The 18,109-nt window shown below is 63.2% G+C and carries 21 protein-coding genes and 1 pseudogene; 13 read left to right on the top strand and 9 right to left on the bottom strand.

What is annotated here, in order from left to right; all coding sequences use genetic code 11:
- Positions 1-85 precede the first annotated feature (85 nt).
- Together tnpB and I6F38_RS23245 are read right to left on the bottom strand one after the other, a co-directional pair.
- Complete coding sequence (gene tnpB, locus I6F38_RS23250; RefSeq protein WP_139486059.1) at positions 86-304, bottom strand: IS66 family insertion sequence element accessory protein TnpB; 219 nt, start codon at positions 302-304, stop codon at positions 86-88.
- Entirely contained in the window at positions 301-699 is a 399-nt protein-coding gene (locus I6F38_RS23245) for a transposase (protein WP_057016786.1), read from the bottom strand. The genes tnpB and I6F38_RS23245 overlap by 4 nt, the downstream gene beginning before the upstream one ends.
- Before the next feature lie 108 nt (positions 700-807).
- Between I6F38_RS23245 and I6F38_RS23240 the strand changes: the two genes are divergently transcribed.
- The 9 genes and pseudogenes from I6F38_RS23240 (at position 808) to I6F38_RS23200 (ending at position 9,589) form a co-directional block, all read left to right on the top strand.
- Positions 808-1,386 carry a hypothetical protein gene (locus I6F38_RS23240; RefSeq protein ID WP_225161931.1) on the top strand — a complete coding sequence of 193 codons (579 nt, stop codon included), beginning with the start codon at positions 808-810 and terminating at the stop codon, positions 1,384-1,386.
- 847 nt (positions 1,387-2,233) lie between these two features.
- On the top strand, positions 2,234-2,530 hold the full coding sequence (locus I6F38_RS23235) for a hypothetical protein (RefSeq protein WP_225161930.1): 297 nt from the start codon (positions 2,234-2,236) through the stop codon (positions 2,528-2,530).
- A complete protein-coding gene (locus I6F38_RS23230) occupies positions 2,523-3,056 on the top strand; it encodes a hypothetical protein (RefSeq protein WP_225161929.1) in 534 nt (177 codons plus the stop codon). The genes I6F38_RS23235 and I6F38_RS23230 overlap by 8 nt, the downstream gene beginning before the upstream one ends.
- 156 nt (positions 3,057-3,212) lie before the next feature.
- Positions 3,213-3,857, top strand: a complete 645-nt coding sequence (locus I6F38_RS23225; RefSeq protein WP_225161928.1) for a hypothetical protein — start codon at positions 3,213-3,215, stop codon at positions 3,855-3,857.
- A 262-nt stretch (positions 3,858-4,119) separates the two neighbouring features.
- The gene (locus I6F38_RS23220) at positions 4,120-4,536 is read left to right on the top strand and encodes a hypothetical protein (RefSeq protein WP_225161927.1); all 417 of its coding nucleotides are present in this window, start codon (positions 4,120-4,122) and stop codon (positions 4,534-4,536) included.
- Positions 4,533-5,021 carry a hypothetical protein gene (locus tag I6F38_RS23215; protein WP_225161926.1) on the top strand — a complete coding sequence of 163 codons (489 nt, stop codon included), beginning with the start codon at positions 4,533-4,535 and terminating at the stop codon, positions 5,019-5,021. The genes I6F38_RS23220 and I6F38_RS23215 overlap by 4 nt, the downstream gene beginning before the upstream one ends.
- Positions 5,022-5,149: 128 nt before the next feature.
- A pseudogene (locus I6F38_RS23210) lies at positions 5,150-6,595 on the top strand (YifB family Mg chelatase-like AAA ATPase); the annotation flags it as partial.
- A gap of 119 nt (positions 6,596-6,714) precedes the next feature.
- Positions 6,715-7,236: a hypothetical protein gene (locus I6F38_RS23205; RefSeq protein ID WP_225161925.1), complete on the top strand. Its 522-nt coding sequence runs from the start codon at positions 6,715-6,717 to the stop codon at positions 7,234-7,236.
- Positions 7,237-7,339: 103 nt separating this feature from the next.
- Complete coding sequence (locus tag I6F38_RS23200; RefSeq protein ID WP_225161924.1) at positions 7,340-9,589, top strand: PAS domain-containing hybrid sensor histidine kinase/response regulator; 2,250 nt, start codon at positions 7,340-7,342, stop codon at positions 9,587-9,589.
- Positions 9,590-9,762: 173 nt separating this feature from the next.
- Here the strand turns inward: I6F38_RS23200 and coaA are convergent, their stop codons facing one another.
- From coaA to hisB, 7 genes are all read right to left on the bottom strand, one after another.
- Positions 9,763-10,719 (bottom strand): type I pantothenate kinase, encoded by a 957-nt coding sequence (gene coaA, locus I6F38_RS23195; RefSeq protein WP_026192056.1) that lies wholly within the window; start codon positions 10,717-10,719, stop codon positions 9,763-9,765.
- Positions 10,720-10,754: 35 nt separating this feature from the next.
- Positions 10,755-11,078, bottom strand: coding sequence for a phosphoribosyl-ATP diphosphatase (locus I6F38_RS23190; protein WP_028335793.1), 324 nt, complete (start codon positions 11,076-11,078; stop codon positions 10,755-10,757).
- 150 nt (positions 11,079-11,228) lie between these two features.
- Positions 11,229-12,005: an imidazole glycerol phosphate synthase subunit HisF gene (gene hisF, locus I6F38_RS23185; protein ID WP_225161923.1), complete on the bottom strand. Its 777-nt coding sequence runs from the start codon at positions 12,003-12,005 to the stop codon at positions 11,229-11,231.
- 9 nt (positions 12,006-12,014) lie between these two features.
- The gene (gene hisA, locus I6F38_RS23180; RefSeq protein ID WP_225161922.1) at positions 12,015-12,743 is read right to left on the bottom strand and encodes a 1-(5-phosphoribosyl)-5-[(5-phosphoribosylamino)methylideneamino]imidazole-4-carboxamide isomerase; all 729 of its coding nucleotides are present in this window, start codon (positions 12,741-12,743) and stop codon (positions 12,015-12,017) included.
- Positions 12,740-13,390: an imidazole glycerol phosphate synthase subunit HisH gene (gene hisH, locus I6F38_RS23175; RefSeq protein ID WP_028341984.1), complete on the bottom strand. Its 651-nt coding sequence runs from the start codon at positions 13,388-13,390 to the stop codon at positions 12,740-12,742. The genes hisA and hisH overlap by 4 nt, the downstream gene beginning before the upstream one ends.
- Entirely contained in the window at positions 13,387-13,917 is a 531-nt protein-coding gene (locus I6F38_RS23170) for a DUF2628 domain-containing protein (protein WP_225161921.1), read from the bottom strand. The genes hisH and I6F38_RS23170 overlap by 4 nt, the downstream gene beginning before the upstream one ends.
- Before the next feature lie 88 nt (positions 13,918-14,005).
- Complete coding sequence (gene hisB, locus I6F38_RS23165) at positions 14,006-14,599, bottom strand: imidazoleglycerol-phosphate dehydratase HisB (protein ID WP_016841476.1); 594 nt, start codon at positions 14,597-14,599, stop codon at positions 14,006-14,008.
- A gap of 182 nt (positions 14,600-14,781) precedes the next feature.
- Between hisB and hslV the strand changes: the two genes are divergently transcribed.
- From hslV to hslU, 4 genes are all read left to right on the top strand, one after another.
- Positions 14,782-15,339, top strand: coding sequence for an ATP-dependent protease subunit HslV (gene hslV, locus I6F38_RS23160; RefSeq protein WP_057020343.1), 558 nt, complete (start codon positions 14,782-14,784; stop codon positions 15,337-15,339).
- 2 nt (positions 15,340-15,341) lie between these two features.
- Positions 15,342-15,827, top strand: coding sequence for a GNAT family N-acetyltransferase (locus tag I6F38_RS23155; protein ID WP_225161920.1), 486 nt, complete (start codon positions 15,342-15,344; stop codon positions 15,825-15,827).
- The gene (locus I6F38_RS23150) at positions 15,824-16,420 is read left to right on the top strand and encodes a DUF2585 domain-containing protein (RefSeq protein ID WP_076833688.1); all 597 of its coding nucleotides are present in this window, start codon (positions 15,824-15,826) and stop codon (positions 16,418-16,420) included. Before I6F38_RS23155 ends, I6F38_RS23150 begins: the two co-directional genes overlap by 4 nt.
- Before the next feature lie 61 nt (positions 16,421-16,481).
- The gene (gene hslU, locus I6F38_RS23145) at positions 16,482-17,786 is read left to right on the top strand and encodes an ATP-dependent protease ATPase subunit HslU (protein ID WP_057020340.1); all 1,305 of its coding nucleotides are present in this window, start codon (positions 16,482-16,484) and stop codon (positions 17,784-17,786) included.
- Positions 17,787-18,109 lie beyond the last annotated feature (323 nt).

The following is an 18,109-nucleotide window of genomic DNA, read 5'->3' as shown; positions in this document are numbered from 1 at the left end:
GAAGCCACAGTGTCGTGGTTTTGCATCTGCGGCTGGAACGCCGATGCAGGAGGGCCAACCCCCATCTCTCATAAAGCTGTACACATCAAATTCGGTTATTCACCTCCTTCATGCTCTGCAGCACACCGTGCCAGATCACCTTCACAAGATCGCTTCGGCGACCGCGGAAGACGAACAGATGACCGCTGAGCGGGTCCTTGCGCAGCACCTCCTGCACCTGGAGTGCCAACGACGGAAAGCCTCGGCGCATGTCCGTGTAGCCTGTCGCGAGCCACACTCGCGCGCCCGTGGGAACTGGGATCATCGGCGGACCAAAGCATCGAGAACACGACGTAGCGCGTCTCCATCAACGTCGCCATCGACCCGGATGCGGTGCCCGGTACCAAGATCAATCTCGATGATGCCGTGGCTCTTGCGTCGACGCGTCGTCGTCGTCAACGGCGCTTCGGCCACCTCCCGCGGTGGCGCGGACGACCCAATCTCGACCGGAACAAACGGCGCTATGCTCGCTTCGCCGTGCCTGCAAAGCTCCTTGCGCCACCTGAACAGCTGGCTCACATGAAGCCCGGCCACGCGAGCCACCTCGGAAACATTGGCGCCGGGCTCCAGCGACGCTGCAACAAGCCGTTCCTTCTCATCTTGCGACCAGCGGCGCCGCCGCTCGACCGACGTGATCACCTCCGCCCTCGAAATCGTCATAGCGCTTCTCCTAGGATTACCCCTAGGACCTGCAGCGATCGCGTTCGTCAAACAAGGCGGCCCTCAACGGAGGGATACGGCTGACCTACGTCAACGTGGGGAGCTGCGATGAGCGATCAAGCAGCTTCGACAGGCTCAAGTACTCGAGAAACCGAGGATCCTCCGGTACAAGCGTCAACAACATCTGAAATCCTCTCGCGCTTCCCTCCTGCCGCATCACTGGGTGCGCAGCGCTCGTCGAGGCACAAGAGACGTTTCGATAACGCCATCCGCACCGACTTGATTGCATGGCTCAGGCAGAATGACCCCGCCGATTTCGCCGAGCTGATGGATCTGCGACGCGCTCTATACAGCCTTGCCTCGAAGGGCAAGTATCGCATCTTCCTGTTAGGTCTAACGAATGCCGGAGAGCGCAAAATAAAACTGGTCGGACCGAACAGTGCCGTCATGATCGTGAGCGAAAAGTCGCGTCACTACCTGTTGCGGCTGCTGTGCCGGCTCAGGAAGGCTCGTGAGTGGCCTCCGATCAGGACTGATGCCAACGTCACTTTCCGTCAGCCGCGACATCCTGGCGGACCTAATCAACGCAGTGCCCTTTCAGAATCCAGTAACCAGCGAAATGTTGCTAACGCTAAATCCGGCGCGGGCTGCAGTCGTGCCATGATGAGCTCCTTTGTTGATGATTGAGCCGCCGTCTTCTGAATTCGGCACCTGGCGCAACAGCGATCTGGGCCGAAAATTTCACCGTTGCCGAACAACTATCGACAAAAGGTCAGCGCGACGCGAATCGATGCTGAGTGACTTTGAGCTGACCACCCGGTCGTTCGAGCGACAGAAATGATTCTCTCTATTTTTCTCGAGGATTTCTGCACCTCTTGCAGGGGAGCTCACTTTTGGGGGTGGTCGTTTAAAACCGCCCTTAACGTCGTCAGGAGGGCCGTACGTGCGTTATTCGCGATGGGATGTCAAAACCCTCAAAATTTGGGAAACGCGATTTTAGAGAGTCCGCTGCAGATTGCCTCGCCATTTCAGCGGGTTACAGCTTGTATACGAATTCGCTTTGCGATCAGCATAGTGAGGTGAATATAGCGAAGCGCTCCTGATCGAGACCTCAATCGGAGAGGTCTCTTTGAAAGGCGGCAAGGCCGTCTCATACAGCAGGAGTGACGATGTCGAAGTCCAAGAGATCGAAAAGCAGCCGGTCAAAGACGCGGCGAGACCATGCTGCACGCCTTCGGGCGTTCGCAGAGCGAAACGGCAGCTCTGTCGAACCCCCGAAACTCGGGATCAGCAACTACCCAAGTCACCTGAGGGGTCTCGCGACCAATCGCTACGGCGGCAATCAGCTTCAGAGCGAGCGTGGCCTCAAGGGCGGTACCTATGGTCCTGCCGGAGAGGTTCGCGTTTACTCCGAGGAGGAGCGACGGCAGCACGAGAAGAGGTTGCGCGAGCAGGGGGACCTGCAATGAGTCGGCAGCTTATGTCTCGACGCGCAGCGAGGACTCGTCAGCTGCGCGCGCAGTTAAAGGCGCACATGCTGACAAGCCTGAGGGAAGCTCAACGGAAGTCGGGCGATTCGCTTGGAGACATCGTCAACCTGATCGAATACCTTGGCGTTGACGAGGTGCTCCGGATTCTCATCGATCCGGATGAAACTGGCGAGCCTCCCTCGGGCTTCGTCAGGCTCATGAAGAGCGATCTCGCCCGCTTCACCATCGAGCAGGTGCTGGTTGACTTCGCGGCTTCTTGCTTGTTGACCAAACTGCAAGTCGAAACGGCGCGAGCACGTCTCGCTTTGTACTCGCGTTCGTGTGGCGGGGCTGATGAGTGAGCCTCCTCTAGCCATCAAGGGCGGCGGGACCACTGCCGCCCTTTTGACTGCACCGGAACTACGCAACTGGGTCATCGAGGTAACCGGAACCTGGACGTCGGTGCTGGTCGTCACTTTGAACTGTCGATCTTTGGTCCGCGCTGACGACGGGACGTTCGTCGAGGCAAACGAGACTCGGGTCCGCAGGTCGATAGTGCATTTTGGGAACCTGGTCGATCGAGCGGTACACGGTCGCCTTGTTCAACGCTTCGACCGTCGCGTGGCCCGCATCCCCTTTCTCGAGTGCGGAGCCGATCGAGGATGGCACGGCCATCTCCTGATCGAGCCACCGTACTTCATGATGCGCGGGAAGTTCATCGAAGTTATTGAACAGAGCTGGAGTAAGTGCGAGTGGGGCTCAACGTGCCATATTCGTGAGGGCGACGAGGGCTCCGCCAGTTACCTGACTAAAGCTCGATCCAAGGCCGCCATGGAGGTCTGGACCGACACTTTGATCGTCGAGGGGGTCGTGTTGAGCACTAAATAGACCTGCACGCTACCCTCACTTGTCGGTGCGAGTCATCCCCGTTGAACGTGTGCCTTATCTTCAAAACAAGTAACAGGAGAACATCTCTTCTGGGACTTATCTGGACTATTGCCCAAATGAAACATCGCAAGCGAAGTAGTCGAGGAGTTTAGATGCATGACAAAGGCCATCGCTAGACTGATCAAGGAAGAGCTCGACTGGATGCGTGAAGCGCAACGAGATTGGGGTCATATCTTAATCGATCCGCATTTAATCAACGTTGCCCGTAATCCAGCTCTACAAAGGCTGTTCAGTGAATCCGAGTTAGTTAAGTCCGATCCGTTCCACTGGAAGCTGTTGCTCGCCTGCCTTGCTCCAATAGTCTATTCGCCACCCAAAGCCGGCCCCGGCCGCCCAGTTGGTTGGACTCCTGAGGTCTGTCATGAGCTGCTGAGCGAGGCATACAGGCTGCGATTGGCGACGCCCAAGAAAAGTGTCGATCAGATCGCGTACGAGCTTGAAGAGCCGTGGAAGAAACGAAAGCTGATTGTCGATCGGGAGCGGATTCAGAATCTGTTGCGCGATGCTAGAGCAAAGGTAGGAGGGGGAACTCGACGCGATCGCAGACCATTCAGCATATCGACTGAATCAGAAGGGGAAGTTGCTGCGGGATATCGTTTGGGCGTTTTCGAAGGGGGGCAAATCGGAGTTGATCCGACGGCGAAGGCTAGGAATCGCCGATATCTCGAATGTGAAATAATCACCGCCTTCGATTTGAGAGACAGACTGAAAAGTGTTCTGCACCACATCGGAATTGCTTGAGCGTAGCAGACTGCAAGCAACGGCCCACTGGGCAGGCGTCCGCCTTCCGAGAACAATCGCCTAGGGCCGCAGTTGAGCAATACGGCGACGTGGCGGGCACACTGCACTCGTTATGTGAATTAAAGGAAGAGCTGGTTTGGGAGTACAGAACGGCTTTGGCGGTCGTGCTGTGAGTGTGTCCAGGTCAATTCAGACCGATTTGAAAGGACGTGCTGTGACTAACGATCCTCCCTATGGTTATCCTTGGCGTAGGCGGCCGGTGTTGGTCGACGCCAATCTCTCCGAAGGAGTGATGCCCTGGGCTGCTATGCGTGCTGCCGGGTATTCCCGTAAATTTTTGTTGCCGGCTCCAATGCGGCTCGCCCACGTCTCGTATTCAGAACCGCCAGAATTTCTCTACGTCACGGGCGACCGGGCCGACAGCATTCACACGTTCTGGTTTGCGAGCGACGGCGGAACTGGCGAGCTAAGCATTGTCAACGGTGAGTTAGCGCACGTGGACTGCTATGGTTGCAGTTTCACGATGTCTGACAACACCTTGGAGTTTAGTCCTCACAATGCCGGCGGTATCCGCAGTTCGCTTGGGTCGGAGCGCGAAATTCCTCGTAATTCGGAGGAGCTGTTGCTTGCGTCGCTGACTGGACTTTTCCCGAGCGGTCCAATGGAGCAATCCAAATGACCACAAAGGCACTCTCTTCAGACGAAATCAGAGCCCGCGGTCAGAAACGGCTAGAGTACCGAATGATTGCGGAACCGGAAGGCACGGATGAACCGACGCCAGACCTGTTGACGACCGACGTCATTGATTGGTTCATGTTGCGGGCTCCCCGTGTGAAGTTCGAGCTCTGCTCGCTTAAAATCGCGATCCTGCAGGGAATGGACCAAGGTCGCGCGCAAAGCGGGGAGTACACGATCTACTGCGGTGGTGGGATCGCGGTTGTCTGCAGCGGGAAATCTGCGCTGCTACTGCTCGGCTACGAACGAATCCGAGAACTGCTGAGGTACCTCGACTATGAGCTGGAGCAGGCTTCCCGTAGCGCGTGGGACGATCTGGTCGTCACGTCGCTGACGCCTGCCCAAACCTCGCAGGCCACCACTAACTCCACTGAACCCAGAAAAGCCCGCAAATCACCGAAGGTCAGGCCTCCCGCACCAACTGCTTAGTTGACCAATCCTTTAAGACAAAGCAGCCCCGCCGGCTTCCCCGGCGGGGCTGTTTTCGCTGTGCTAGACTCGCCTCCTACCCACTGAAACGTCACAGGACCGACGGAGGGTTAATAGTCTTTACCATCGCGATCGTCGGCCTGCCCGACAAGGCGGTGTCGGAAGCCCGCGAACGCGTGCGTTCGGCGCTGATCGCCTCCGGCCTCGCGCTTCCCGCGCGCCGCATCACCGTCAACCTCGCACCCGCCGACCTGCCCAAGGAGGGCAGCCATTACGACCTGCCGATCGCGCTCGGCCTGATGGCGGCGATCGGCGCGATCCCGCCGGATGCGCTGAACGGCTTCACCGTGCTCGGCGAGCTCGGGCTCGACGGCTCGCTCGCAGCCGTTGCGGGCGTGCTGCCCGCGGCAATCGGCGCCAATTCGCGCGACGAGGGATTGATCTGCCCGGCCGCCTGCGGCTCGGAAGCCGCCTGGGCCAGTCCGGACATCCAGATCATCGCGGCACAGTCGCTGATCCAGATCGCCAACCACTTCAAGGGCACGCAGGTGCTGTCGCGCCCGCAGCCGAAGGTGCATGAGCGCGAGGAAACGCTTTTGGACCTGCGCGACATCAAGGGCCAGGAGAGCGCGAAACGCGCGCTCGAGATCGCCGCTGCCGGCGGTCATCATCTGCTGATGATGGGCTCGCCCGGCGCCGGCAAATCGATGCTGGCGGCGCGACTGCCCTCGATCCTGCCGCCGCTGTCGCCGTCGGAGCTGCTCGAAGTCTCGATGATCGCCTCGGTTGCCGGCGAGATCCGCGACGGCGCCTTGACCGCGCGACGCCCGTTCCGCAGCCCGCATCATTCCGCCAGCATGGCCGCGCTGACCGGCGGCGGCATGCGCGCCAAGCCGGGCGAGATCTCGCTGGCGCATCAGGGCGTGCTGTTCCTCGACGAATTGCCGGAGTTCGATCCGCGCGTGCTGGATTCGCTGCGCCAGCCGCTGGAGAACGGCGAGGTATCGGTGAGCCGGGCCAACCACCGCGTCACCTATCCGGCGCGCTTCATGCTGGTTGCGGCGATGAACCCGTGCCGTTGCGGCCATGCCTATGAGCCCGGCTATTCCTGCAAGCGCGGCCGGCTCGACCGCTGCACCGCCGACTACCAGATGCGGATCTCCGGCCCGCTGATGGATCGCATCGACCTGCGGATCGAGGTGCCCGCCGTGACCGCGGCCGATCTGATCCTGCCGCCGCCGGCGGAGGGATCGGCCGAGGTTGCCGCCCGCGTCGCGGCCGCGCGCGACATCCAGCTCGCGCGCTATGCGGCAGCCGGCATGCCGCATGTCCGCACCAATGCGGAAGCGCCGAGCTCGCTGCTCGAGACCATCGCGCAGCCCGACGCGCATGGGCAGAAGCTGCTGCGCGAGGCGGCCGACAACATGCACCTCACCGCGCGCGGCTATCACCGCGTGCTGCGCGTGGCGCGCACGCTTGCCGATCTCGACGGCGCCGAGACGATCGGCCGGCTGCATCTCGCCGAAGCGCTGTCCTATCGTGCATTGGCCGATGATTTGCGTCGCGCCGCGTGATCTCCCCCGCTTTCCGCCCGGTGCCCGCCGCGTCAACGTGACAGTAACCACTCTCATTTACGCTCCGCAAACCATAAGCACCGCGATCGGCGGCATGCTTGGGTCGAGCGAGTTGTGTCATGTTGCGTTTGAAGATTTTGACCTCGGTGGTCCCCCTTGCCGTGGCCGCGGTCCTTGCCCGCGCCGAATTCCTGCCGGGCCCGCGGCCCTGCATCGAGGTGGGCGGCGCCACGATGCAGATCGCATCGATCCCCTGGCTGGCGCAGCTTCACGTCAGCTTCACTGACGACCCCAGCCAAGCCACCGTCCGGGTCCAGATCGCCGACAGCGCCGACGCCGCCGACTTCACCGTGATCGACGACATCGACGATGCCGAGGCCGGCGCCTGCGAGAGCGGCGCGACGGCGCAGCTGATCGGGATTTCCGGCGATGCCTCGGCAACCGGCCCCGTCATCTATCTGACGCGTGATGCTGGCCCGTCCGACTATCGTGTCTTCGTGCAGTCGAAGACGTTCTCAGCGCGGGATGCCGCGGCCCTGATCGTCAGCGCCCGCGGCGGACACCGGCGCCTTGAAGCCGCAACGCCCGAACCTGACAAGCGCGTCCCGAACCGGGTCATGGCGGAATTAACCTCCCGCTAACCCTGTTCTGAGGGCAGCGCGAAATGGCCACCAATTTCAAGCACTTTGCAAGCTGGCCGACGCATCGTCAGCGCCAGATCAAGCTGTCTCAGGGTCACCATTGATGGGGCGTTTCTTCCGGATCAAGTTGCGCCTTCGCCGCTTCCTCCGGCGCCATTCCTGGCTCGCGACGATCGTGCGCTCGTTCACGATCTTCTCCGTCGCGTTCGGCAGCGCCTTCGGGTTCATTTCGGGCGCGCTCTCGCAACAGAGCGGCTACGATCCCAATGCATTCGCGATCGGGGTCAGCTTCCTGTTCGCGCTCGCCTGCCTCTGGATCGTGACGCTCGGCATCCGCCTGCGGCTGATGCGCAAGCGGCTGCGCACCATCGCCATGCACAATGAAGCGATGGCCGACCGCAACTGGGAACTGCAGGAGGCCGAGCAGCGCGCCTCTACCCTGTTCGAGGCGCAGGACGATCTGATCGTGCTGCGCGACCTCGACGGGCTCATCACCTATGCCAACGATGCCTATTGCGAGCTGGCGCAGAGGCCCCGCAGCGAATTGATCGGCAGCACCGCAACGCTGAAGGTGCTCGAGCAAGGCGACACCGCGCTCGAATCCAACGGCACGCGGGTCTACGACCAGAAGATCGAGGGCCCGCTCGGGCCGCGCTGGATCGCCTGGCGTGAAGGCCTCGTGCGCAACGATGCCGGTGCGCCGGCGGAGATGCAGAGCGTCGGCCGCGACGTCACCGACCGCACCGAGAGCGAGCGCGCCCTCGCCGAAGCGCGCGATCAGGCCGACGCCGCCAACCGCGCCAAGTCGCGCTTCCTTGCGATGGCGAGCCACGAGATCCGCACCCCGCTGAACGGCATCATCGGCATGAGCGGATTGCTGATGGATACGCAGCTGACGCCGGAGCAGATGACCTACGTCAAGGCGGTCAAGACATCGGGCGACGCGCTGCTCGCGCTGATCGAGGAGTTGCTCGATTATTCCAAGATCGAAGCCGGCAAGATCGATCTCGAACGGCGCGCGTTCGCGCTGTCCGGCCTGATCGAGGACATCACCGAGCTGCTGGCGCCGCGCGCGCAGACCAAGGGCATCGAGATCGCCGCCTATGTCGACGAACGGTTGCCGATGCAGGTGACCGGCGACGCCGCGCGGCTGCGTCAGGTGCTGCTCAATCTCGCCGGCAACGCCATCAAGTTCACCGCGACCGGTGGCGTGGCGCTGATCGTCGAGCCCGGCATCTGGCCGAACGAGATCAGTTTCCTGGTCCGCGACACCGGCATCGGCATCGCACCGGAAGCGCAGCAGCGCATCTTCCGGGAGTTCGAGCAGGCCGACGACCGGATCGCGCGCAGCTATGGCGGCACCGGCCTCGGCCTCTCGATCAGCGACCGCATCGTCAAGCGGATGGGCGGCCGCATCACGCTCGCAAGCACGCCGGGCGCCGGCTCGACCTTCGAGGTGTCGATCCCGCTCGTCGCGGCCGATACCGGCGAGGCCAACGGCTTCGCCGCGCCCGACTTGACGGGACAGTCGATCATGCTGGTGGCGCCGCACAGCATCGAGGTCTCGCTGATCTCGCGGCGGTTGCAGCGCTGGGGCGCACAGACCTGCATCGTGTCGGATGCCAACGTCGCCGAGGCGCTGCTGCCGGAGCGGAGCTGGCATGCGGTGCTGATCGATCACACGCTCGGCACGCCGGCGATGGAGGCGTTTGCCGACGCCTCCCGCCTCCATGCAACCCATCGCATCGTAATGTTCACGCCGGCGACGCGGCAGGACCTTTCGGCTTCCGAGTCAGCCATGTTCACCGGCTACCTGGTGAAGCCATTGCGCGCGTCGTCGCTCGCCGCGCGCCTGACCGCATCGCCGGAAATCGCTGCGCCGAGCCTCGCGATCGAGGCGGCCGCCGAGTCCGCGCCCGCTGCGCTTGCATCCGCGCTGCCGGACAAGGGGCTCTCGATCCTGGTCGCCGAGGACAATGAGATCAACGCGCTGTTGATGCGCTCGTTGCTCACCCGGCTCGGCCACAACGTGGTCATCACCACCAACGGTGAGCAGGCGATGGAGTCCTGGCTGTCGGCGACCTCGGCCGGCACGCCCTATGATCTCGTGCTGATGGACATCCAGATGCCGCGCCTCAACGGCATCGAGACCACCAAGCAGATCCGCGCCCATGAGGCGGCGCAATCCGTCCGCCGGACCCCGATCCTGGCACTGACGGCAAATACGCTGGTGGAGGACCGCTATGCCTGCTTCGAAGCCGGCATGGACGGTTTTCTGATCAAGCCGCTCGACCGCGAAAAGCTGGAAGAAGCGCTCGCGGGCCTCGCCGCCGCGCGGCACGTTGCGGCGTAGCAGCCAATACCTCAGTGTCGTCCCTGCGCAAGCAGGGACCCATAATCACCGAAGCCAGCTTTACGCCCGCTGGGGCTACAGCCCTGCAAATCACAGACACCTGTGGCTATGGGTCCCCGCGTTCGCGGGGACGACAGCTGTGATGTGGCGCGTTCGCCGGAATGCGGTGCCGGCTACAGGCGGCGCAGCGCGACCGACTGCACCACGTGGTCGGCGCCCTTCTTCAGGATCAGCGTCGCGCGCGGGCGGGTCGGCAGGATGTTGTCCTCGAGATTGGCGAGGTTGGTGCGCTCCCAGATCGCGATCGCGGTCGCCGTTGCTTCCTCGTCCGACAGCGGCGCGTAGCGGTGGAAGTAGGACCTCGGATCGGTGAACGCGGTGTCGCGCAGCGCCAGGAAGCGCTTGATGTACCACTCCCGCAGCACGGCCTCGTCGGCGTCGATATAGACCGAGAAGTCGAAGAAGTCGGAAACGAACGGCACCGCCTTGCCGTCGCGCGGCAGCCGCCCGGTCTGCAGCACGTTGACGCCCTCGACGATCAGGATGTCGGGCTGGTCGATCTCGACCCATTTGTTCGGCACGATGTCGTAGGTCAGATGCGAATAGACCGGCGCGCGCACGCGGCGCCGTCCGGCCTTGATGTCGCTGAGGAACGACAGCAGCGTCGGCAGGTCGTAGCTTTCCGGAAAGCCCTTCTTCTGCATGATGCCCTGCCGCTCGAGCACCGCATTCGGAAACAGAAAACCGTCGGTCGTGATCAGATCGACCTTCGGCCGCGGCGACCAGCGCGCCAGCAGCGCCTGCAGCACGCGTGCCGTGGTCGACTTGCCGACAGCGACGGATCCGGCGACGCCGACGATGTAGGGCATCTTGCGGTCGCGGATGTTGAGGAACTGACGCTGCGAGTAATACAGCCGCTGCGTCGCATCGACATAGATCGAGAGCAGCCGCGACAGCGGCAGGTAGATGTCCTCGACTTCCTGCAAATCGAGGCGATCGTGCATCGAACGCAGGCGATCGAACTCGCCGGGCTCGAGCGTCATCGGCGTATCGTCACGCAAATGCGACCATTGCTGGCGCGTGAAGATGCGGTAGGGGTTGTACTGTTGATCTGGTGCCCGGATGTCCATGAGGCCGCCCCTCTCGATGCGCTCGATCATTTGCGCTAGTCGCGTTTGCGCGACGCCTTCTCTTCCAGTCCCGACATCGAGGTGCGCTTCTCCAGCGCGGCCTCGACGTCCTCCAGCCTCACGCCGCGGGATTTCAACAGAACCAGCAGGTGAAACACGAGATCGGCACTTTCGGCGATGAGGTGATCGCGGTCATTCTCGACCGCGGCGATCACGGTCTCGACCGCTTCCTCGCCCAATTTCTTGGCGCAATGCTCCGCGCCCTTGTCGAGCAGCTTGCGGGTGTAGGACGCCTCACCGCCCGTTGCAGCGCGGGCGTCGATGGTGGCGGCCAGATCGTGGACCGTGAAACGCGACATCAACTCAACTCAAGCATGCACGGCGGCACCGCACGGGTGCCACCCCTTAGGTGGGGACTTAGCATTTTTGTGACAAGGAGTCCCAGCTCTCCCTGTTTGAGCGTGGTCTTCACGGAAAACCGGTTTCCACTTTTCCTGACCACGCTCACGCTAGGGATCGAGCCGCATCGGCAGGCCGGCGCGCATCATGTGATCCTTGGCCTGGCGGATGGTGAATTCCCCGAAGTGGAAGATCGACGCGGCCAGCACGCCGGTGGCGTGACCCTCGCGGACGCCGTCGACCAGGTGGTCGAGATTGCCGACACCACCGGACGCGATGACCGGTACGGGGACACTGTCCGCGATCGCCCGGGTCAGCGGCAGGTCAAAGCCCTGTCTGGTGCCGTCCCGGTCCATCGAGGTCAGCAGGATTTCGCCGGCGCCGAGCGCGACGACCTCCTGGGCATATTCGATCGCGTCGATCCCGGTGGCATTCCGTCCACCATGGGTGAAGATCTCCCAGCGGTCCGAGCCGCCGGCGCGCTTGACCCGCTTGGCGTCGATCGCGACCACGATGCATTGCTCGCCGTATTTCTCGGCCGCTTCCTTGACGAATTCGCGCCGGCTGACGGCCGCCGAATTGATCGAGACCTTGTCGGCGCCGGACCGCAGCAGGGTCTTGATATCGTCGACGGTGCGGACGCCGCCGCCCACGGTCAGCGGCATGAAGCAGGCTTCCGCCGTCCGCCGCACCACATCCAGCATGATGCCGCGGTTTTCATGGGTGGCAGTGATGTCGAGGAAGGTGAGCTCGTCGGCACCGGCGGCATCATAGGCGATCGCGGCTTCGACCGGGTCGCCGGCGTCGCGCAGATCGACGAAGTTGACGCCCTTGACCACGCGCCCGTCCTTGACGTCGAGGCAGGGGATCACGCGAACCTTGAACATGATCTCCTCCTACGCGCCGCGGATCAGCTGAAGGGCAGCGGCCGGATCGAGCCGTCCGTCATAGAGCGCACGGCCGACGATCGCGCCGGCGAGCTTTTTGGCGCGCGGCTCCAGCAGCGCCTCGACGTCGTCGATCGAGGCAAAGCCGCCGGAGGCGATCACCGGAATCGAGATGCGGTCGGCAAGCGCAATGGTCGCATCGAGATTGAGGCCCTTGAGCAGGCCGTCGCGGGCGATGTCGGTGAAGATAATCGCGGCGACGCCGGCATCCTCGAAGCGCTGCGCGATCTCGAGCGCGGTCACATGCGAGGTCTCGGCCCAGCCCTCGACCGCGACCTTGCCGTCGCGCGCATCGAGGCCCACGGCGACACGGCCGGGGAATGTCTTCGCCGCGCCCTTCACGAGCTCAGGATCGCGCACCGCGGCGGTGCCGATGATGACGCGCGTGATGCCCTTGTCGAGCCAGGCCTCGATCGTCTTGAGGTCGCGGATGCCGCCGCCGAGCTGCACCGGCATGGTGACGGCCTTCAGCATCGCCTCCACCGCATGCGCATTCATCGGCTTGCCGGCGAAGGCGCCGTCAAGATCGACGACGTGGAGATATTCGAAGCCCTGCGCGGCAAAGCTCGCCGCCTGCGCCGCCGGATCGAGATTGAACACGGTGGCGCGCGCCATGTCGCCCTGCTCCAGGCGCACGCACTGGCCGTTCTTCAGATCAATCGCTGGAAAGAGAATCACGGCTTCCACTTCAAGAAATTGGCGATCAAAGCGAGGCCGAAGCGCTGGCTCTTCTCGGGGTGAAACTGGGTGCCGATCGCGGTGTCCTTGCCGACGATCGCGGTCACCGGCCCGCCATAGTCGGCGCGCGCGAGCACGTCCGCCTCATTGGCGGCGTTGAGGTGATAGGAGTGCACGAAATAGGCGTGACGTCCCTTCGGCCCGAGCGGCAGCCGCTCCAGCACCGGATGCTCGCGCACCATGTCGAGCGTGTTCCAGCCCATATGCGGGACCTTCAGGCTCTCGTCGCGCGGCTCAATCTTCTCAACATCGCCGCCGATCCAGTTGAAGCCCTCGGTGATCACGTGCTCCTTGCCGCGCGTCGCCATCAGCTGCATGCCGACGCAGATGCCGAAGAACGGCCGGGCCTTGACCCGCACCGCCTCGGTCAGCGCCTCCAGCATGCCGTCGACCGCGTCGACGCCGCGGCGGCAATCGGCGAAGGCGCCGACACCGGGCAGCACGATGCGATCGGCGCGATACACCGCATCGGGGTCGCGCGTCACCTTGATGGCTTGCGGATCCTCCATGCTGCGCGCGGCGCGCTCAAAGGCCTTGGCCGCCGAATGCAGATTGCCGGAGCCGTAATCGATGATTGCAACGGTCATCGCGATCCTCCTGGCTCTGGAAACAATCCGATGATGCCGCCCTGCGGCATCGACGGGGGTTTTGAGAATGACTGACCCGGAACGTCACGGGTCGGCGGCGGCGCGCCGCGATCGACCGACCGCTGGTCGTTGACAGCGCCGCGATGCCGCGCGGTCCAGCGCGCGAAGAAACGGCGCTCGGCGGCCTCGACATCGTCGCCCACGACGATGTCGATCTGGCGCCATTTGCGCCGCGACAGCGTCCAGCGTTGCAAGCTCGCCGCTTCGAGCCCGAGCAACACCATCAGCACCAGGTCGACGAAGAAGATCGCGCTGCTGCCGACGCCAAGCTTGGCCAGCGCGTAATCGATCACGAAAGTAAGAACGAGCCAGCCGATCAGTGCCAGCCAGAGCCGATGCCAGGCCAGCCAGATCGCGCCCGCAACCGCGGCCCAGAAATGGAAGCCGTCGCGCACGAAGACGAACTTGTCGGCTGCCGCGAGATCGGCGCCGTTGGCCACGGGGGCATGCACTGTATAGACCGGCATCGAACGGCTCCGCCGAGGATGGACTCTTAATTTAAAGCATGATCTTTCGGAAAACCGGCATCTACTCTTCCGGATCATGCTCCAGAGATCAGCCGCCGAGCTGACCCTTGGTCGAGGGCACTTCGCCCTGGGCACGCGGATCGATCGCAATTGCCGTCCGTAGCGCCCTCGCCAGACCCTTGAAACAGGATTCGGCGATATGATGGCTGTTCTCGCCATATAGGGTCTCGACGTGCAGAGTCACGCCGGCGTTCATCGCGAAGGCGTTGAACCACTCGCGCACCAGCTCGGTGTCGAACTCACCGATCTTGTCGCGCGGGAATTCGGCCTTGAACACCAGCACGGGGCGGCCGGAAATGTCGATCACGACGCGCGACAGCGTCTCGTCCATCGGCATGTGGATCGAGGCGTAGCGGGTGATGCCGGCCATGTTGCCGAGCGCCTGCTTCACGGCCTGTCCGAGCGCGATCCCGACGTCTTCGGTGGTGTGGTGGTAATCGACATGGAGATCGCCATCCGCCTTCACCGTGATGTCGATGCGCGAATGCCGGGCCAGGAGGTCGAGCATATGGTCGAAGAAGCCGATCCCGGTCGAAACCGTGGATACGCCTGCTCCGTCGAGGTTGACCGTCACCTCGATGTCGGTCTCCTTGGTCTTGCGCTTGATGGTTGCGGTGCGCATGAAAATTGAGCTTTCCCGTGCCGAAAACGCCGGTCTTTTAACAGGCTGATGTCACCTTCGCTACTGCGGGATGACCTCGAAACGCCCCAACTTGGGGCCATGGTGACCGGAATTCGTTGCTAAATCCCCCGATTGTAACCCCCTGCCCGACCGCCTAAATCTGCCCGGAAGAGAGGTAACCTATGCAAGCATCCCCAAATGAGCTGCCGGTCTGGCATGGCACCACGATCTGCACGGTCCGCAAGGGCGGCAAGGTGGTGATTGGCGGCGACGGGCAGGTCTCGATCGGCCAGACCGTGATCAAGGCCAATGCCAAGAAGGTCCGCCGGATCGGCAAGGGCGACGTGATCGGCGGCTTTGCCGGCGCCACCGCCGACGCCTTCACACTGTTCGAGCGACTGGAAAGCAAACTGGAGCAATATCCGGGGCAGCTGACCCGGGCGGCCGTCGAGCTCGCCAAGGACTGGCGGACCGACCGCTACCTGCGCCGGCTGGAGGCCATGATGATCGTGGCCGACAAGGACGTTTCCCTGGTGCTGACCGGCACCGGCGACGTGCTGGAGCCCGAATCCGGGGTCATGGCGATCGGTTCCGGCGGCAATTACGCCCTCGCCGCGGCCCGCGCGCTGGTCGATACCGACAAGGACGCCGAGACCATCGTCCGCCGCGCGCTGGATATCGCCGCCGATATCTGCGTCTACACCAACCGGAACGTGACGATCGAGACGATCGGCGGCTGAGCATGGCCAGCCCCTATCATTTCCGCCCGATGAGGCCGGCCGACCTGCCGCTGGTCAAGCAGTGGCTGGCATTGCCGCATGTCCGGGAATGGTGGGGCGATCCGGCCGAGCAATATGCGCTGGTCAGCGGCGACCTCGATGAGCCGGCCATGGACCAGTTCATCGTCGCAACCGATGCGTCCGATTTGGGCTACATCCAGTGCTACGAACTGACGGCGTGGAATTCCGGCTTCGGGGTCCAGCCTGAGGGCACGCGCGGGGTCGACCTCTTCATCGGCGAGCCCGACATGATGGCAGGTGGCCACGGCTCGGCGCTGATCCGCGCCTTTGTCGATGACCGGCTGGCGCAGGGCGCGCCACGCATCGTCACCGATCCCGATCCGGCCAATGCGCGCGCGATCCGCGCCTATGAGAAGGCGGGTTTTCAGAAGGTGGGTATGGTCGATACGCCGGACGGACCGGCGCTGCTGATGGCGCGCGACGCATGACGATCGCGCACAAGCCCATCACCGGCGTTTCAGCGCGGCATTGGCTGGCGATCGCGGCGGCGCTGCTCGTGCTGCAGGCGGCGCTGCTTTATGCGATGGGCCGCCTGCCGATCTGTGCCTGCGGCTACGTCAAGCTCTGGCATGGCTCGGTTCAGAGCTCGGAGAACTCGCAGCACATCGCCGATTGGTACACGCTGTCGCATGTGCTGCATGGCCTGCTGTTCTACGGTCTGACCTTCCTCCTGCTGCCGCGCCTCGCGTGGCCCGGGCGGCTGATTGTCGCGATGCTGATCGAAGGCAGCTGGGAGCTCGTCGAAAACTCCAACTGGATCATCGAGCGTTACCGCGCCGGCACGATCTCGCTCGATTATTACGGCGACACCATCGTCAATTCGGTGTCGGACACGCTTGCGATGGTTGTCGGCTTCCTGCTGGCGCGCAAGCTGCCGATCGCCGCGACCGTCGCGCTCGGCGTTTTGTTCGAAACCGTGCTGCTGCTTCACATTCGCGACAATCTGACACTGAACATCATCATGCTGATCCACCCGTTCGAGGCGATCCGGCAGTGGCAGGCGGGGCCGCCGATTCTTTAGGGGATCACGCCTTGGAGGACTGCCGCTTGCCGAGACCGCGATTCCAACCTAGCTAGAGCCAATGACTCACTTCTCTCCCCGTGAAATCGTTTCTGAACTCGACCGCTTCATCGTCGGCCAGACCGACGCCAAGCGCGCCGTCTCGATCGCGCTGCGCAACCGCTGGCGGCGGCTGCAGCTTGCCGGTTCCCTGCGCGAGGAGGTTCTGCCCAAGAACATCCTGATGATCGGGCCGACCGGCGTCGGCAAGACCGAGATCGCGCGGCGGCTGGCCAAGCTCGCCGGCGCGCCGTTCCTCAAGGTCGAGGCCACCAAGTTCACCGAGGTCGGCTATGTCGGCCGCGACGTCGAGCAGATCGTCCGCGACCTCGTCGAGGTCGCAATCGCGCAGACCCGCGAGCGCAAGCGCAAGGACGTTCAGGCCCGCGCCCAGCTTGCCGCCGAGGAACGCGTGCTGGACGCGCTGGTCGGCCCGGGATCGAGCCCGGCGACGCGCGAGTCGTTCCGCAAGAAGCTGCGCGCCGGCGAGCTCAACGACAAGGAAATCGAGATCGAGACGCAGTCGGGCGGCAGCGGCATGCCGATGTTCGAAATTCCCGGCATGCCCGGCGCCCAGATGGGCGCGATCTCGCTCGGCGACATCTTCGGCAAGATGGGCGGACGCAGCAAGACCCGCCGCCTGACGGTGGAAGGCTCGCACGAAATCCTCGTCAACGAGGAATCCGACAAGCTGCTCGACACCGATCAGCTGGTGCAGGAGGCGATCAACGCGGTCGAGAACAACGGCATCGTGTTCCTCGACGAGATCGACAAGATCTGCGTGCGCGAGAACCGCGCCGGCGGCGACGTCTCCCGCGAAGGCGTGCAGCGCGACCTGCTGCCGCTGATCGAGGGCACCACGGTCTCGACCAAGCACGGCGCCGTCAAGACCGACCACATCCTGTTCATCGCCTCGGGTGCGTTCCATATCGCCAAGCCGTCGGACCTTTTGCCGGAGCTGCAGGGCCGCCTGCCGATCCGCGTCGAGCTGCAGGCGCTGACCCGCGACGACATGCGCCGAATCCTGACCGAGCCGGAGGCGTCGCTGATCAAGCAATATGTCGCGCTGATGAAGACCGAGGGCGTCACGCTCGACATCACCGACAACGCCATCGACGCGCTGGCCGATGTCGCCGTGGCGGTGAATTCCACGGTCGAGAACATCGGCGCAAGGCGGCTGCAGACCGTGATGGAGCGGGTGCTGGACGAGATCTCCTTCACCGCGCCCGATCGCCACGGCGAGACCATCCAGGTCGACGCCGACTACGTCACCAAGCATGTCGGCGACCTCGCCAAGAACACCGACCTGAGCCGGTTTATTTTGTAGGCGGCCCCGCTAAGATCGTCGTCCCTGCGAAAGCACTAGCGTATATACATATCCTCCGCAGTCTTTCCGGAGTCTTCTCAAAGAGTTGGCCGAAAACCGCAGAGAACTTACTCATCTGCACTAGGGTTGCGCCCGCCGATTTCGGCTCTCGCCTAGTAGCTAACCCCTTGATGATGAGTCGGTTTTCTAGCCTCGAAGAGATGTGTAAATGCCCTAGTGCGAAAGCAGGGACCCACAACCCCGCAGCTCGAAGTGACCAAGACTCGGGCCGACATTCCCCTTAGAACTGCCTTCGGTGGTTATGGGTCCCGGGTCGCGCTTCG

This window comes from Bradyrhizobium sp. BRP56, from assembly GCF_020194035.1.
GTDB classification, from domain to species: domain Bacteria; phylum Pseudomonadota; class Alphaproteobacteria; order Rhizobiales; family Xanthobacteraceae; genus Bradyrhizobium; species Bradyrhizobium australafricanum.
Note: the sequence above shows the minus strand (reverse complement) of the source record. Positions and strands in the feature narration are given on the sequence as shown.